At 49.3% G+C, this 16,582-nt stretch carries 13 protein-coding genes; 4 read left to right on the top strand and 9 right to left on the bottom strand.

Translation table 11 applies throughout. The features are described 5' to 3' along the window. Position 1: 1 nt before the first annotated feature. The 3 genes from ACTHPG_RS20540 to ACTHPG_RS20530 are packed head-to-tail and all read right to left on the bottom strand — an operon-like array spanning position 2 to position 2,554. Positions 2-940, bottom strand: coding sequence for an ABC transporter permease (locus ACTHPG_RS20540; RefSeq protein WP_440391293.1), 939 nt, complete (start codon positions 938-940; stop codon positions 2-4). Then, complete coding sequence (locus tag ACTHPG_RS20535) at positions 937-1,749, bottom strand: ABC transporter permease (protein ID WP_440391292.1); 813 nt, start codon at positions 1,747-1,749, stop codon at positions 937-939. The genes ACTHPG_RS20540 and ACTHPG_RS20535 overlap by 4 nt, the downstream gene beginning before the upstream one ends. Further along, the gene (locus ACTHPG_RS20530; protein ID WP_440391291.1) at positions 1,730-2,554 is read right to left on the bottom strand and encodes an ABC transporter ATP-binding protein; all 825 of its coding nucleotides are present in this window, start codon (positions 2,552-2,554) and stop codon (positions 1,730-1,732) included. Before ACTHPG_RS20530 ends, ACTHPG_RS20535 begins: the two co-directional genes overlap by 20 nt. 524 nt (positions 2,555-3,078) lie before the next feature. Here ACTHPG_RS20530 and ACTHPG_RS20525 point away from each other — a divergent pair. From ACTHPG_RS20525 to ACTHPG_RS20515, 3 genes are all read left to right on the top strand, one after another. Then, the gene (locus ACTHPG_RS20525; protein WP_440391290.1) at positions 3,079-5,304 is read left to right on the top strand and encodes a methyl-accepting chemotaxis protein; all 2,226 of its coding nucleotides are present in this window, start codon (positions 3,079-3,081) and stop codon (positions 5,302-5,304) included. Between the two features lie 119 nt (positions 5,305-5,423). Next, positions 5,424-6,425, top strand: coding sequence for a GTP 3',8-cyclase MoaA (gene moaA / locus ACTHPG_RS20520; protein WP_440391289.1), 1,002 nt, complete (start codon positions 5,424-5,426; stop codon positions 6,423-6,425). A gap of 297 nt (positions 6,426-6,722) precedes the next feature. Continuing rightward, positions 6,723-7,559 carry a methyl-accepting chemotaxis protein gene (locus ACTHPG_RS20515; protein ID WP_210109246.1) on the top strand — a complete coding sequence of 279 codons (837 nt, stop codon included), beginning with the start codon at positions 6,723-6,725 and terminating at the stop codon, positions 7,557-7,559. A gap of 210 nt (positions 7,560-7,769) precedes the next feature. Here the strand turns inward: ACTHPG_RS20515 and ACTHPG_RS20510 are convergent, their stop codons facing one another. After that, the gene (locus tag ACTHPG_RS20510; protein ID WP_440391288.1) at positions 7,770-8,378 is read right to left on the bottom strand and encodes a LysE/ArgO family amino acid transporter; all 609 of its coding nucleotides are present in this window, start codon (positions 8,376-8,378) and stop codon (positions 7,770-7,772) included. Between the two features lie 134 nt (positions 8,379-8,512). On the opposite strand from ACTHPG_RS20510, the gene ACTHPG_RS20505 reads away from it, so the two are divergent. Beyond that, the gene (locus ACTHPG_RS20505; protein WP_440391287.1) at positions 8,513-10,009 is read left to right on the top strand and encodes a PLP-dependent aminotransferase family protein; all 1,497 of its coding nucleotides are present in this window, start codon (positions 8,513-8,515) and stop codon (positions 10,007-10,009) included. A gap of 159 nt (positions 10,010-10,168) precedes the next feature. Here ACTHPG_RS20505 and ACTHPG_RS20500 read toward each other — a convergent pair whose 3' ends face one another. From ACTHPG_RS20500 to ACTHPG_RS20480, 5 genes are all read right to left on the bottom strand, one after another. Next, positions 10,169-10,996: a carbohydrate ABC transporter permease gene (locus tag ACTHPG_RS20500; protein ID WP_440391286.1), complete on the bottom strand. Its 828-nt coding sequence runs from the start codon at positions 10,994-10,996 to the stop codon at positions 10,169-10,171. After that, positions 10,993-11,877 carry a carbohydrate ABC transporter permease gene (locus tag ACTHPG_RS20495; RefSeq protein ID WP_124116573.1) on the bottom strand — a complete coding sequence of 295 codons (885 nt, stop codon included), beginning with the start codon at positions 11,875-11,877 and terminating at the stop codon, positions 10,993-10,995. The genes ACTHPG_RS20500 and ACTHPG_RS20495 overlap by 4 nt, the downstream gene beginning before the upstream one ends. A 180-nt stretch (positions 11,878-12,057) precedes the next feature. After that, positions 12,058-13,338: an ABC transporter substrate-binding protein gene (locus ACTHPG_RS20490; RefSeq protein ID WP_440391285.1), complete on the bottom strand. Its 1,281-nt coding sequence runs from the start codon at positions 13,336-13,338 to the stop codon at positions 12,058-12,060. A gap of 145 nt (positions 13,339-13,483) precedes the next feature. Then, positions 13,484-14,593 (bottom strand): response regulator transcription factor, encoded by a 1,110-nt coding sequence (locus ACTHPG_RS20485; protein WP_440391284.1) that lies wholly within the window; start codon positions 14,591-14,593, stop codon positions 13,484-13,486. After that, the gene (locus tag ACTHPG_RS20480; RefSeq protein ID WP_440391283.1) at positions 14,590-16,380 is read right to left on the bottom strand and encodes a sensor histidine kinase; all 1,791 of its coding nucleotides are present in this window, start codon (positions 16,378-16,380) and stop codon (positions 14,590-14,592) included. Before ACTHPG_RS20480 ends, ACTHPG_RS20485 begins: the two co-directional genes overlap by 4 nt. Positions 16,381-16,582: the final 202 nt, after the last annotated feature.

Here is a 16,582-nt window from a genome sequence, read left to right as displayed (position 1 = left end):
GTTATGGATCTGTGCGTGCACGATTCCAAGGAATGAGTCGCTTTTCTGCCAGAACAACAGCTTCATACAGCACAATGCCAAGCGCGGCAGCGATAACAATGCAGGACCAGGCCAGAGGCATGTTTGCCAGTCGAATCTGATCCGAGAGCAAGTACCCCAGCCCCTGGGAAGCGATGAAAAATTCACCCACAATGGCCCCGATAATACTGGTCGACATGTTGATCTTCAGACCCGCAAAGAGGGACGGTATGGCGTGAGGGAGTCTCAGCTTCCAAAAAAACTGCATCCTGCTCGCGGCAAGACCACTCAGCAGATCACTGTACTGGGGCTGCATGGAGGTCAACCCCTTAAACAAGCTGACCGCCATGGCCGACATCGTAATGACGGTGATGACTGCAATACGCGACCAGATCCCGTCACCGAACCAATTGTTCATAATCGGGGCAAGGGCCACAATCGGAACGGCGTTCAGTGCAGACAGAATGGTAACCGCCGCCTTGCCGCTTGTTGGAAAGAAAGACGCACCCGCCGCTGCCAGAGCGCCTAGCAGGGAACCCAGCAGGAAACCACCCAGCATTTCCGTTCCACTGTACATCGCGTAACGAAAGAGCATATTGGCATTTTCCTGAATGGATATCGCAATCGCGGAAGGCACAGGCAGTTGGTAACTTTCCAGCGAGAATATCCAATGAAACAACCTGAGCTGCCAGAGAGCGAGAAACATCACCCCTGCACCCCAAGGAAGCATGTTCAGTACAATCGATCGCCCGCGAACGCCGGTGTCCGATCTGGCCTTTCCGGCCTGTCCCTGTTGTCCATGAATTTCCGATCCGGGAGCAGATGTCATCTGTGAACCCGTGAGGGGTGTAGCCGCGCCATGGACAGCAGCAATTGCCACACTTTCATCCCGCTTCCGCCGCATAACTCTACCTTCACTCATGTGGCATCACCTCCTTTGGCCCTGAATTCAGGCTGCCAGGGGGTCAGCCAACGTTCGGCCAAGCTGATGACCAGATACGAGATCAGGCCAATACCAATGCTAAGCATGATGGTGGCCCAGAACATGCCCACTTGGGCATGGCCGTAATATAACGAACTAACCATCAGGACACCGAGTCCGTCAGGGGCTCCCATCAATTCCACAACGATGGAAGAGGTCACCGCCAGCGGAGCAGCTATTTTCATACCTGAAAATAATCCCGGCAGTGCTGAGGGCAGCAGACATTTGATATATCGTGCAGTCAATGAAGCTCCACAAGAACGCATCAGTTCCAGATGCTCCGGGGCTGCGCTTTTCAATCCTTTTAAGGTATGGATGATGATGGGGAAGAAAGTGACATACGCCGCCATAACCATGCGCGCCCATTCTGCATTGTGGATGATGCCGTACACAATTGGTGCGAGACCAATCACCGGAACCATCTGTGAGGAGACAACATATGGCGATAACGTGCGCTCCAGCCAGACAGCCCCGCTCATGAGTAACGCCAGCCCCAGACCAAGCATCGTTCCCCCTGCAAAACCAATGGCGGCATTGCCAAAGGTCACAGCTCCCTGCTCTGCCAGCGTACCCGAGTAACGAAACAAGGCTGCAAGGACATCGTGCAGATAAGGAAGGCGAGACGCCGCCTGCTGGGGTGACAGGAACAGTTGGAGCATCCAGGCAATACCTTCCCACAGCACCAATACGGCCATAATCCATATGACAACCCAGGATCGATATCCCGGTTTAAAGAACCGCGGGGACATGAGATTCATCACGCTCCTCGTAGAAGCAATTGCGAATAGTCGTGATCATGTGGTAGAAGGCTTCTGTTTCTCTCAGTTCACGATGGCGTTCAGAAGGCAGATTGACGGAATGAATGGAATGTACTTGCCCCGGATGCGCCGAGAGTACGATGATCCGGTCGGACAGAAATACGGCTTCGGGGATGCTGTGTGTGACAAAGAGGAAGGTCTTGCCGGTCGAGCGCTTGATCTCAAGTAGCTCCAATTGAAGCTTTTCTTTGGTGAATTCGTCCAGAGCGGAGAAGGGTTCATCCATGAGCAGCAATGGTGGATCAAGCGCAAGGGCACGCGCAATGGATACCCGTTGCTGCATGCCTCCACTGAGCTGCCATGGGTAATGGTCGGCGAAGCGGGTTAGCCCTACCATCTCAAGCAGCTCACCGCTGATGCGGCGACACTCCTTCCGACGGGTACCGAGCAGCTCCAATGGCAATTCCACATTGTGACGAACGGTGCGCCAATTGAACAGGGCTGGTGTCTGAAAGACGATGCCGAACTTTCGCTGTAGTCGAGCCCGTTCAGGTTCCTCACCTGCAATGCGAACAGTGCCTGAGGTGGGCTGAAGCAGATCACCCACCAGCCGAAGCAAGGTCGACTTGCCACAGCCGGAAGGACCCAGCAGGGAGACAAACTCATTGGACTGGATCTGGAATGTAACATCCGACAAGGCAGTGACTTGTTGTGTACCTGTGCCAAAGACGACGGACACATGATTTACATCAATATGGAAGGCTTCGGGGACAGTAGCTGAGGATCTGGAGGGCATGGGCATTCTCCTTTGCGGAAGATATTTTCATTGCACACCAAGGCTGAATGGGAGGTTTACATACACGAACGTAACAGGTTTTGCTTGTTAGATAATACTATATCGCTTTGGGCGGGAATTACATTATACAGTGTGTTTTGAGTATGGGCCTGTTCATGTTACACAATGTAAAATGAGACAGGTTCTCAGATACATCCATGTGAGTTTCCCTGGTATATAGCTAACATGTATTTCACCTAACAAGAAGCGCACGATCATTTGTATTTATTGATTAAATATTCGGAAAATATGACATATCCCCTCGTATTCTTGTTCGTTTTCTTGTATAAAGATTGAATAGACGTACAAGGACTTCCACTACCATGTGGTCAATTCTTCTGAATGATGAAGGCGGTACCATTGTTCCGGATCAACCACCAGGGAGGGCTGGATTCCTCTGTTAGATTTCGCTTTGAAAACCACATAGATAGGTCTATCCAAAGATCAGTAGAACGAAGCTTTCAAATCCAGAAATCGGGGTGGTTATGATGTTTGATTGGCTGGGATGGAGAAAAGGATTGCCGCTGTGGCGATCGTATCGGTTGAACGCACATATTAAGGAAGATGTAGAACAGATTTTTGAAGGAATTGCCGAAACGCGGCGGCAGCTTATGATGGACTGGGCAGATGAACAATGGAATCACCTGGATCGATTGCTTCAACAGATACAATCCGTTCCATTACAAGCTGTGTTAGAAGGTACACAGCAACGAAACAAACTAGATGCATGGTTACAATCCAGTTATATACGAGCCGTTGACAGTACGGAACTATTTATGTTGAACGAACAGAATCAGGTGGTATTCTCTACATACAAGAAACATGTTGGACAGATCTATGAAGATCACGAAGCATTGATTGGACCAGGATTGAAGTATTCCAGAGCAGATCATCATCCTCAAAAATGTTTGTACGGTCCTTATTCCGATCCATTGACGTTGGATATTGGTCCACGCTCGTCCGCTTTTCACGATGATGTCACCTTGCTGTTTATCAACCCCATTCTACAGGAAGGTCAATATGTTGGTTCATTATGCAGCCGTGTTCCCGGAGATGTACTCGGTGACCTGATTCAGCGGGAGTCAGGCCACATCTATCCCGATTCAGGTGACAACTATCTCTTTATGGCTGAGTCAACATTACGGCCCCATCTACAGCCCGGCACTGCCTTGTCCAGAAGCCGCTTTGAAGATCGTACCTTTACACATGGAGAAAATCTGAAAGATGGTGTCACCACTGATTGGGGCATCGTTTCCGTTAAGCATCATACCGAGCTGGAGCTTATGTTCACCGACCCGTCAACGGGAGAGCTACACCCTGGCGTAGCAAATACCATTCAGAATGGTTCCAATCTGTTCGTAGCTTTTCCCGGCTACTCGGATTACCGCCATATTTCTGTAATCGGTAAAGGCATCACCTTCCAGCTGCCACACTGTCCTGATCGTTGGGGCATGATGTGCGAAGGGGATCTGGAGGAAGTGTATCGGGTACGAAGCATTGGCTGGCGCCAGTTCAAGCAACACAGTTTCTTTACGCTTTTGTCGGGCGTTGCAGGAGCCGCTCTTGTCTACGCCCTCACTGACAGTGGATGGAGTTCGGCAGCAATGGCGGCTTTTAATATGTTATTCGGATTCTTCACTGCATTACAGCTGCATCGTAGACAATATATACGTGTTCATGAAGATTTGCGCCGCATCAGCCGATTTATTCGAATCAACGCCGAGGGCAGGGGGGATCTGACCCAGCGCCTGGACACTTCTGCCTTTGCCCAAGACGAATCGGGTGAACTGGCCAAGTGGATCAACAACATGATCGATTCTCTGGAAGGCATTATGCTGAAGGTACAACTTGCCACGGTAGACGTTATGGATAATCAGGTTCAGATGCGAACTTCAACAGAGACAACCCAGGGCACAACTGAACGTGTGAACTACAAGCTGGGTTCGATGATTCAGGCTATCCGTACCCAACTGGAAGATCTCGATCAGGCCAAGATCGCTGCCGATCACATGCGCATAACGCTGCAACAACTGGAGACCACCGCAACCGAACAGATCGGTGTGGCCCAGCAGGAAGTGGAACGAATCGGCGACAAAATGACCCAAATCTCTGGAGCGGTATCCGATACCAACCGTACGATCTTGTCCTTCATGGATACGATGAAAGAGATATACCGCGCACTGGCTGTCATTGATGAAATTTCAGCTCAGACCAACCTGCTGGCTCTGAATGCTACGATTGAAGCTGCACGTGTGGGCGAACATGGCCAAGGCTTCTCGGTCGTGGCAGGAGAAATCCGTAAGCTGGCCGATTTATCCCGCTCTTCTACTGATAATATTCATCAGATTCTGGACCGGATCTCCACGGCAGCAGGAGCTGCATCCCAATTAATCACAGAGGGAGATCAGGTGCTTGCTGAAGGTACAACACTGGTTCAGGCCGCTTCGCAACTTCTGCAAAACGCTACCGCTGAAGAACCTGAGCGGACACAAGTCGTGGATCAAGTGGTCATGCTGATGGAGAATATTGCTGCAATCAGCCATCAAAATCGGGCTACTTCTGCAGAGGTGGAGGCTGAGATGATGGAGCTAATCCGTGATATGATGCAGGTTCAACATTCTTCGCATAACGTGGAAGTCATTACGGTCTTCCTGCAGCAACTCGTGGGACAATTCCATCTGAACCACCCTGCCAAAAATGCTGTCATCTGACGTCATCATTGACGTGGATTGGAGAAATAGCTAAAATTTGATGCAACTGTTCCTTTTGAAATTGTCGTATCATTTATAATAGAAGATTTCCAATCTGAACCGATGAAAGGGTGGTCTGCATGGAATTGCTTCAGGATTCATTTGGCCGGATACATGACTACATCCGTATTTCTGTTACGGACCGCTGTAATTTACGCTGTGTGTATTGCATGCCTGCGGAAGGCATGGAGTTTGCTCCACATGATGAGATTATGAGCTATGAAGAGATCGCACAGGTGCTGAAGGTGCTCGCTCCGATGGGCATGCGCAAAGTTCGGCTCACTGGGGGCGAACCGCTGGTGCGCAAGGATCTGCATAAGCTCGTCGGCATGATCTCGGCGATTGACGGTATTGACGATATTGCACTGACGACCAACGCTCTTCTACTGGATAAGCAAGCTCAGGCATTGAAAGACGCTGGATTGAACCGGATTAACATCAGTCTGGATTCCCTGCGCGCTGATCGTTTCTCCATGATTACCCGCGGCGGGGATGTGAACAAGGTACTGAAAGGTATTGAGGCTGCAACAGCCGTTGGTCTCGCTCCAATCAAGCTAAATGTTGTGCTGATGAAGGGAATTAACGATGATGAGATCAAGGACTTTATTGCCATGACCATCGATCAGCCTCTTCATGTGCGTTTTATTGAATATATGCCAATTGGACATGCTTCGGATTCATGGCGCAAATCCTATTTGCCGCTGGAAGCCGTGACAGATGTATGCGCTGAGGCAGGCTGGACGGTAGAAAATACAACAGGCCCTGCGGGCAATGGCCCATCACGCAATATGAAAATTGTGGGCTCCGAAGGCACATTCGGATTGATTCATCCCGTGAGTGATCACTTCTGTGATAACTGCAACCGACTGCGGCTGACCGCTGACGGACATATCAAAGCCTGCCTCTACTGGTCGGATGAGTATAATGTTCGCCGCTTCGTGGATGATCCGGATGCGATGGCGGCGCTTTTCCTCAAAGCGCTGGGTACGAAACCGAAGAATCACGAGATGGCCCTTGCTCTGGAACAAAAAATGCAATCCCATACGCCGACTGTACGGCGCATGTCCCAGATTGGCGGATAACACGTGTTTCACGGGTGATGTACGGTGGTGATGTAAAACTCATTGCGGGAAACGTGAAACAGAGCGTTATACAAGGAATAAGTGGATAACAAAGCAGACGAGAACTTGATTGTTCTCGCCTGCTTTTTTGTCATGTTTTCATAATTTCCTGAAAAATATCACTTTCCCTGTTTCATATGTTAAAAATATTATTAATATACGTTATGCCCTTATCAGGCCTTCAAGATTATCCTCATTATGACGATGTATACAATACATCTAGATGATATGCACATACATTATAGGAGCTGAACTTTATTGAACATCGTTGAAGCACTCGTTGCAGCAAGTCCGTATTTTAAAATTATGCTGAAAGAACACGATATCATGATTGCAGTAACGGATACCGAGAAGTTCTGGTATTATGTTCCCAGCAACGAGCTCGATCTGGGCATCAAGGCAGGAGACCCCGTTTCCCTCGATGACCCTACACTCCGCCGTGCACTTATACATGGGGAAACTTCAGCGAACCGAATTGATGCGAAATTCTATGGCACATCCATCAACTCGGCGGCCACCCCACTTCGGGATGAGCAAGGAAATATTGTGGGCACACTTGCCATTGGTTTCTCTCTTCAGAATGAGGAGAAACTGGAGTACTTCACTGAATTGATCGGCGGAATCAGCGGAAAATTAACAGATATGGTACAGACGGTGGCTGCCCAATCCGAGCAATTGACGGCTTCTTCCACGCAGATTTTGGATAATACCCGCATGGCAGTGCAGAACTCAGGCGAAGTGAATAAGGTAGCTGCATTCATCCGTGAAATCTCGGAACAGACCAATCTACTGGGCCTGAATGCGGCTATTGAAGCAGCCCGAGCAGGCGAAGCAGGCGCCGGATTCAGCGTCGTTGCATCCGAAGTGCGCAAACTTTCTACGGGTACCAAAGAAGCCACGGTGAATATCGAACGTTCCTTGAAGGATGTCCAGCATTCCATCCAGCAGATGGAGCAGGAGATCACTTCCATCTCACAGTCTAGCAACCAACAGGCTGTGATGGTAACCGAGTTCAGCGAGGTCATTGATCAGTTGAACAGTGTAAGCCGTGACCTGAAAGTGTTTATTGAATCCATGCTGCTGAAGGCAGAATAAATTCGAAAACGATGACCCTTCCTTAAATGATTAACCATATATTAAAGACGCTACACCGAAGCGTTATCGAGCACTACATGTTTCATTTCGATAACGAGATCAGCAGGCATCTATTGATCACCAAATTCAGCACCTGCATAAAACTCCCCATGTGATTAACGTCACGGGGAGTTTTCTAATTCTAAACAAAATAAGCCACATCACGTCCTTCTATGCATAGATGAGTTTCCACAGCATCATAACCGCCAGCCCGACCATGACCACAGCGGACAATCGATTGAACACCAGACTCATACGTCCAGTGCGATCCGTTCTCCCAATTACTCTGCCCGCACCTGCAAGTCCCAAGAACCACACCCACGACACAGCTGCGGCTGTCAGGGCAAAATAGATGCGCTCCACCCCTTCGTACCGAAGCGAACTGGTGCCAATCACGGCAACGGTATCCAGCAGCGCATGGGGATTGAGTAGAGATACCGATGCAGCGAACGCAATCTGTCTCCCCGCTGACATTACCGTCTGCGAACCTTGCACAGATTCGGACGACCGCCATATACTCCATGCCATATACAGCAAAAACAGACTTCCTGCTGCATACAACACATTCGCCAGCACTGGCCATTGCAGCAAAATAAGCGACACCCCTCCAACAGCTGCCCCGATTAACAACGTATCACTGACACCTGCCGTTATTACAGCAGGTAACGCATGTATATAACGTCTCTGGCTCATGCCCTGATTAAAAATAAATACATTCTGCACACCCAGTGGCAAGATCAGGCCAAACGCCAGAATCACTGCGTGAATAACAACCTCCATCGTTCTTCCCCCTTCTCTCGTATTCCATAGTAGGGCAGATGAGGGCTGACGTAACCAACCACTTGGATGGCATCAGACCCAACCAAATGATATAGTGTTCGTTACACAGACAAACGGAGGTGATTCTGCCTGTCATGGAACGTTTTGATTCCCGACTACACATGAGTTGGAAGCCAAATCCTTCTCTCGACCTGCCTTTATATCGCCAGATTGAAGCCTATATCCGCCACAAAATCACAACAGGTGAATGGTCGGCAGGCTACCGTCTTCCCTCACAGCGACTATGGGCTGAGTCCATGGGGGTAAACCGCAGTACATTGGTCACTGCCCTTGATAATCTGGCTGCCGCGGGTCTGCTTGAAGGCAGACATGGCGGGGGAACCTATATCTCCGGCTCCGGTTGGCATGGCATGGCTCACGAAGCGGCGACACCCAAATGGAATGAAGCCATTGAGGAGGGTTGGTATTATCCCAACCTGCCCGAGATCCAGCAGATTAATCAGGCTGAATTCAGGCCCGGCATCATCCGGCTCGGTACAGGGGAGCTTGCCCCGGAGCTGATGCCTCAGGCTGCTTTTAACGACATTCTGTATACACTGTCCCTTCGTTCTCGCACACTGAACTACCTGGAACCTCAAGGTAGCCTGGAGCTGCGTCAGGCGATATCCGTCCATTTGCAGACAACCGGCATTCAGGCCTCTCCGGATTCCATACTAATCGTATCAGGCTCTCTTCAGGCCCTGCACTTGATCTCGGTCGGACTGCTCCCTCGCGGATCAGCGGTTCTGCTGGAAAAACCGTCGTACCTTTATTCCATTCACGCCTTTCAATCGGCAGGATTAAAAATGAGCGGAATTCCGATGGATGACGAAGGATTGCACATTGCACGTCTGGAGGACGCAGCGCAGCATCTAAAAGATCAAGAACACATCTCGCTTCTCTATACGATCCCGAGCTTTCACAATCCCACCGGCTCTGTGATGAGTGATCACCGCCGGGAAGAACTGATGACCACCGCTCGAACAATGGGCATCTCCATACTGGAGGATGCCGCCTATAGTGATCTGTGGCTGGATCAACCTCCTCCGTCATCGCTAAAAGCGCGTGACCAGGAAGGACGGGTGCTGCATATGGGCACCCTGTCAAAGGCCGTCAGTCCCGGGCTGCGCCTCGGATGGCTGGTCGGGCCGGAACCGGTCATTCGCCGGCTCGCAGATATCAAGATGCAGACCGATTATGGTACAAGCTCACTCGCCCAAGAAGCTGCTGCCTTGTGGTTCGCAGAAGGACATCATGCAGAACATATGGAGCGCCTTCGCCCTGAGTTACGCAGACGCAGAGACCTTATGCTGGAATTGCTTCAACGTTACTTCCATGGAATTGCGGAATGGAAGATACCTGCTGGCGGGTTTTACATCTGGTTGAACTTCACGGTTGAACCTCTCTCTATCCGCCAGTTATTCCATACCTGTCTGGAGCAGGATGTGCTTATCCACCCGGGCTATCTGTATGACAGGCTGGATGCGAGTCATATCAGGCTGTCTTACGCCTATGCTTCTCCTGATGAGATGGAGCGTGGACTACAATGCCTTGTAGAAGCTGTCCACAAGCTCCTGAAAGCTGGCTCCTGAGTTCGAATGCAGGTTCCAGATTTTACAACCGAAAAAACAGCCTTGACCTGAAAGGACCATGTCCTCTAGATCAAGGCTATTTGTGTAAGTTTTGTAAGCTTGATACGAATAACAAAATCGGAAAAATTACCAAATGAACAGCGGGATTCCTTCACACTTCTACCCTTTTACAGCACCCTCTGCAATGCCCTCCATGATGAACTTCTGGAAGAAAGCATAGATCAGAATAACCGGAATCGCAGTCAGTACCAGGGAGGACAGAATCAACGGCCATTCCTTGTTATATTCACCAAACAGCATGTTCGTGGACAGGATCAGCGTATAGCGATTCACATCGGTTAACATGAGCAGCGGCAACAAGAAGTCATTCCAGATCCACAGGAAGTCCAGAATCGCGATGGTGACTGTGATCGGAAGCAAGAGCGGGAATATAATCTGGAAGAACGTCTGGAACTCGTTACATCCATCAATCTGAGCCGATTCCTCCAATTCCCGCGGGATGGACTTCACAAACCCGTGATAGAGGAAGATTGCCATGTTCACACCAAGCCCGATATAGATCAAGGCCAATCCGTACGTGCTTCCCTGTACCCCCATGCCTTTGGCTACCCGAGTCAGCGGAATCATGATGGAGTGAAACGGCACCAGCATGGATGCAACAAACAGGAAAAAGATCAGGTTGCTCAGTCGACCAGAGGTACGTGACAGCTTGTATCCAGCCAATGAGGCACAGAAGACGATCCCACCAATCCCCAGAAAGGATACAATCGCCGAGTTCATCGAACTGCCCAACAGATTGATTTTGTTAAACGCGTCCGAATAATTCTCCCAGTGAAGCGTCGCCGGCAGCGCGATAAAAGATTGGAACATCTCACCTTGGGTTTTGAAAGAGTTCACCACTGCCATATAGATCGGCAGCATGGCCACGAGAGAACCCAGAATCAGCAGCAGTCGAATCAGATAACTGTTCAGTCGTTGCATCCTCATGCTTCCACCTCTTTCTTCTTCATGACGGTGATCTGAATGAGTGTGAAGATGAGTACGATGATGAACAGCACAACCGATTTGGCACTCGCATAGCCGTATCTGAAGTTGTTGGAGAACGCTTCTTCATAGATATTCATCGTGATAACCTGTGTAGCACGGCCCGGTCCACCACCCGTCAGTCCATATACCACTTCAAACACCTTAAATGCTCCGTTCAGCGTCAGGAAGAAACAGATGGTCACAGCATGAGTAATCATTGGCAGCACCACGTTGCGCAGCACCTGGAATGCATTGGCGCCATCAATGACAGCCGCTTCCTTGAGACTTTTTGGCACACCCTGGAGAGCGGCCAGATAGATGATCATCATATACCCCACACCGTTCCAGAGCGAAACGATCAGAATGGAGTAAAATGAAAACTTCGGATCTCCCAGCCATTGCTGGTCCAGGAATGAAATGGCCAGTTTCTGTGCGAGTTGTGGCAGTACCTGAGAGAAGATGAATGTCCACATGAAGGCACTAATGATCGTACTGATCATGTTAGGCATGAAGAACAGGGTCCGGAATAGCCCTTTACTGCGCGTCCGTGATTCAATCAACACGGCAAGTAGCAAGGCAATTCCATTTTGCAGAATAAGCATAAATATTACATATTTCATCGTGAACCACAGAGAGTTCAGAAAGTCCGGATCTTCTTTGAACAATTCCACGAAGTTGCCCAGACCGATAAAGCTGTAATCCCGGTTAAGCCCGTTCCAATCTGTCAGACTGTAGAACATGCCGCTAAACGTAGGGTACAGCAGGAAAATCGCATAGATGACAAAGGCAGGCGCAGTGAACGCGAGCAGTGACAGATACTTCTTGAACACATTCGTAGCCATTGGTTCTCCCCCTTTTCACTCGAAGCGGATGATCGTAAACGAGGGAACGAAGAACGTTCTGCCTGACGTATCATCTGCTTGGAGACTGCGACGAAATAAAGTACCGCCTATTTGTTGACAAAACCCCAAAACCGTAGGGATTTTGCCAACAAAAGCGGGTACTACATTCCTCGCAACTCCTTACTTGTTGACTTTGTTGTACGATTTCCACGCTTTGTCGAGTGCATCGATAACCTGCTGTTGATTTAATTGCCCAGAGTAGTAACCTTGCAACGCTTTGCCTGACTCGTCTTTCACCGCTTGCGGGATCGATGGGTCCTGATAGGCTTTACCTTCACTCACATATTTCTGGGCATCGTCTACCCACGGGAAGCTCTTGAAGTCATGGATTTTGGCAACCGGATTGAACTTGAGTGCTTCGTAGAATGCACTTGAATCCTTGTCATCAAGAATGTAGTTCACGAAATCGAGTGCCACTTCTTTGTTCTTGCTGGATGATGATACTGCCAGTGAAGTAGAGGTACTCAGATTGATTTTGGTATCATCCGGATTGTCATTGATCGGCATTGGTGCTACCCCAAAGTTCAAGTCCGGGTTGGACTTCAGAATGGTTTCGGCAAACCATGGTCCCTGAATCCACATCGCGGCATTTCCTGATGCGAAGGCTGCTGAACCATCATCTCCGCCCACTTCCAGCGCTTTGTCCGTTCCATTCGCATTAACCAGATCGAAGACATCGAACAACGCTTTCATATCCGAGAAGGAACCCTGATCCTGATTCATCTTGTCGACGAAGTCTTTGTGCTCCGACTGCGTTAATGCCCCCACAGTGAGTGGCAGGAATAATTGCGGAATCCAGGATTCTTTGTAGGACAGTTCAAATGGTGTAATGTTGGCTGCTTTCAGTTTCTCCACGACCGCTTTCATTTCCGTTAACGTCGTTGGTACTTCCAGCCCTTGCTCCTCGAAAATATCTTTATTATACAGATAGCCCCATGATAACGTTTCCAAAGGCACAGCCACGACTTTGCCCCCTGCATCCGTTACGGAAGGTTTGACCGAATCCAGCAACTTATCGACAAAAGGTTGGCCCGACAGGTCTTCCAGATAACCCGCTTTGCTAAACGGTGGAATCTCATTGACTGCATGTAGAGCGAATACATCCGGTGCATCATTGGAGGCGAGTCTTGTCTTGAGAATCTGAGGTGCATTGTCCGCTGGCGGCATCTCCAGTTGCACGTTCACCTCAATGTTTTTCTCTGCTTTCTCCTTGGCTTTGAACTGCTCTATATATTTATCGTAATGTTCTTTCAGCCGAGGTTGGGCAACGAACACTTTGAGTGATACCGTGCTGCCTGATGCCGATTCTTCCTGCCCATTGTCCGTTCCTGCATTGGAGCCGCAACCTGCGAGCAGAACACTGACCAGTACCGCACTTGCTACGCTTTTCCATACTTTCATCTCTTATGACCTCCCGGTGTGACTGGTTTGTCTTTCATAGACTCATTATATATCAGATAATGAAAGCGCTTCATTGGACAAAATTAGACTCGTGTATTGGATTATTTTAAACCTTAATCCAACCACAAGTGCTCCCTCGAACGAATCAATCCGAGCTAATGCCTGAATTGCCTGATGTACGAGGTTGTCCCTTCCGCATCTCTCCCGGGGAAACTCCGAAATGCTTCTTGAATACCCGATAGAAGTATGACACATCTTCATAACCCGCCATCTCGGCAATATGCTTAAACGGAATCTGTTCGTCCATTACCCACTCTTTCGCTCTCGCCATACGTAATTGGACAACATAGTCGGTCACGTTCACTTCATACTCTTTCTTGAATACCTTGCTGAGATATTCCTTGCTGACAAAAAAGATCTGGGCAAGCTGCTCCAGCGTGATCATCTCCATACAGTGCTGCTCAATGTATTGTTTCACCTCATTCAGGTTCAGCTTGTTCTTGAATTTACGCTGGGCAATGAGCTGCTCCAAAGCCTGGTAGTACGGCGCGGATATCCAGTTGATTGTGGATTCAATGGAAGCCAGCGCTGTTGAAGGAGGTAGCGCCGTTGCTTCGGGCCGCTCGTACAAGCCATTGGAGACACACAACTCATCCAGCAATGCCTGTAGTTCATAGGCGACCCGTCCAAGTTGCCGGGGTCTGTTAATTTCGCATCGTTCCAGCTTCTGCTGCAACTGCTGGAACCATTCACGCAGACTCTGACCGTTCAGGTCATTAAACCTAAGACGGGCCTGCTGTTGAAACAGGAAGAACTCACCTGCGAACGAAGATGGGTATGCCTCCCATGATTCAGGCGCGGATTCAACCTTTTCCAAGTCTCTTCCACATTTAGCCAGCACCGCATTCAGTTCATCCGGATTCACCGGTTTGAGCAGATAATCAGCAGCCCGATGTCGGATCGCATGTTTTGCATAAGTGAAGTCATCATACCCGCTTACCACAATCACTTTGATCTGTGGATACTGTCCGCTCAGCGTCTGTAGCAGTTCCACACCGTCTGTGCCGGGCATGCGCATGTCCGTAATGATAATGTGAGGCTGATGCTGCTTGACCAGTTGTATGGCCTGCTCGCCATCCTCTGCCTCACCAGCAACGGTCATGCCAAGTTCATTCCAATCCCCCAGGTTGCGCAATATATCCCGGTTCCACGGTTCATCATCCACCAGTAGCACTCTGTACAGTTCCTTGTTCACAAGGCTTCGCCTCCTCTATTGCAGGGAATACGTACCGTAACGCATGTCCCCTGTCCGTATTCACTTTCCATGTCCATTCCATATTCAGGTCCAAAGTGCATTACCATTCGTGAGGCCGCATTGACCAGTCCAATACTTGTACCTGAACTCCAGACCCGATCTGCCTGCCGGGTGAGCCGGTCCAGTCTGGACTGCATCTCCGTTAGTTTCTCAGCATCCATACCCACGCCGTTATCACGAATTCGAATGGTTACCTCTTCAGATTCACAGATGATCTCAATGTCCAGCTTCCACTCGCCCTGTTTCTTCTCCAGACCATGCAAAAATGCATTCTCCACAATCGGTTGCAGAGACAGCTTGGGGATGTAACATTCCTGAAGTTCCCCGGTAATCTCCAGTGCATATTCAAGCCTTCCGCCAAAACGCTGCTTCTGAATCAGCATATAATGTTCCAACTGATCGAGTTCAGACTGTAGAGGCACAAGTCCATCCGGCGCTCGCACAATATAACGAAACATCTCGCTCAATGCTCGAATGACTTTATAACTGTCTGCCGGTTTTTGCGAGTAGACCATGCCGCCAATCATCTGCAGCGTATTTTGCAGGAAATGCGGATGGATCTGGGATTGCAGTGCTTTGAGCTCGGCCGTCTGCTTCTCCAGATTCATCAGGTAGTTGTCACGAATATGTTCCCGAATACGACTAGCCATACCGTGCAGATTTTTCTCCAGCAGGCCAATCTCATCCACCCGGCCGCTCCGTACCACTTCCCTGTCTCTGATCAACTGGATACCCTTCATGGAATTTGCCAGTCTGACAATGGGCTTCGATGTACGCCAAGCCACGAGCGCAGCGATTCCAATAGAAATGAGGGTGGCCAAGCCACCCACAACCAGTCCATATTTCATCGTTTCCAAGGCACTCTCATTAATGACATGGGCAGGTACAATCTTGATCACACGCAGTCCTGACGGCTCAATGGAATGAAAGAATACGTATTCCTTGGCTGTACGGATAAAGCCCGAACTTTCTTTCGTACCTGCCAGTCTCTCCAGGGCTTCCGCAGATGGCTGAATCTTCTGGTTTGGCTGATAGACGGGACTGCCCGTGCTGTCAGCAATGTACACCCCATAGTCTCCCCGGCTATCCAGCAACTCCAGGGTCTGGTTGAACTCAGCCCATTTGACCTCCAGACTGATGGCACCGATCTGTGCCTGATCCTCGAAGCGGTTCATGCTGCGGGTCATGTGGAACTTTTGCGGATCGTCCGGATCATTAATAATTGTAAAATCTTTATGTTGTGCAAAAATCTCATGATATCCTTCCGGTATTTGCGATACCGCTTTGATGCGAGAATCCATGGAGTTGAAGGTGAACAAGGTATCCAATTCCTTCAGATACAGTTCAACACCAAATACATAATTGCCGGCAGAATAGTATACACTGTTCAACATATTGAACATGGCCTTCTGTTCGTCGAATCGGCTGGCTGCCGGTGCTTCCTGGTTCAGCGCCAAATATTGATGCAATTCGTCACTGATCTGAATGGAATAGATGATATTGTTCATGCGAGCGAACTGTTCCCCCAGATAGATGGAGGCCCAGTTCATATTGGCTCGGTTGGTCTCCATAATCTCCTCTTCCATGGAAGAGCGGGTATTCTCAGCTGCCATAGCCGTCATGGCAATGACCGGCAGAACAGCCAGCAGCGTCATGGTAAGAATCAACTTGTTGCGAATGCTGCGTTTGAAAGGATCTGTCAGCTTCCGATAACATTCGGTAAACACAGCGCATCCACTCCTGATCTAAAATAGACAAACGCCCCAGCATGGAAGCCGAGGGCGCTTTGGTCTTTATATTCGTTTGGAAATGTTAAAATATCACGTTATACACTAGGATGAATGGTTACACGAGATCACTACGTGGTCAGAACAACCCTCTGATCGCTGTTATCACCGGATTTTTTTGATTCCCTTTCTAAGGGGAAAA

It is taken from the genome of Paenibacillus sp. SAF-068 (genome assembly GCF_051967555.1).
Taxonomy (GTDB): Bacteria; Bacillota; Bacilli; order Paenibacillales; family Paenibacillaceae; genus Paenibacillus.
The sequence above is the reverse complement of the archived record's forward strand: the minus strand, read 5'-3'. Positions and strand labels throughout refer to the sequence as shown.

Coding starts and splice junctions, on each gene's coding strand:
- ACTHPG_RS20540 (WP_440391293.1), bottom strand. CDS start 940: ATGAGTGAAGGTAGAGTTATGCGGCGGAAGCGGGATGAAAGTGTGGCA.
- ACTHPG_RS20535 (WP_440391292.1), bottom strand. CDS start 1,749: ATGTCCCCGCGGTTCTTTAAACCGGGATATCGATCCTGGGTTGTCATA.
- ACTHPG_RS20530 (WP_440391291.1), bottom strand. CDS start 2,554: ATGCCCTCCAGATCCTCAGCTACTGTCCCCGAAGCCTTCCATATTGAT.
- ACTHPG_RS20525 (WP_440391290.1), top strand. CDS start 3,079: ATGATGTTTGATTGGCTGGGATGGAGAAAAGGATTGCCGCTGTGGCGA.
- moaA (WP_440391289.1), top strand. CDS start 5,424: ATGGAATTGCTTCAGGATTCATTTGGCCGGATACATGACTACATCCGT.
- ACTHPG_RS20510 (WP_440391288.1), bottom strand. CDS start 8,378: ATGGAGGTTGTTATTCACGCAGTGATTCTGGCGTTTGGCCTGATCTTG.
- ACTHPG_RS20505 (WP_440391287.1), top strand. CDS start 8,513: ATGGAACGTTTTGATTCCCGACTACACATGAGTTGGAAGCCAAATCCT.
- ACTHPG_RS20500 (WP_440391286.1), bottom strand. CDS start 10,996: ATGAGGATGCAACGACTGAACAGTTATCTGATTCGACTGCTGCTGATT.
- ACTHPG_RS20495 (WP_124116573.1), bottom strand. CDS start 11,877: ATGGCTACGAATGTGTTCAAGAAGTATCTGTCACTGCTCGCGTTCACT.
- ACTHPG_RS20490 (WP_440391285.1), bottom strand. CDS start 13,338: ATGAAAGTATGGAAAAGCGTAGCAAGTGCGGTACTGGTCAGTGTTCTG.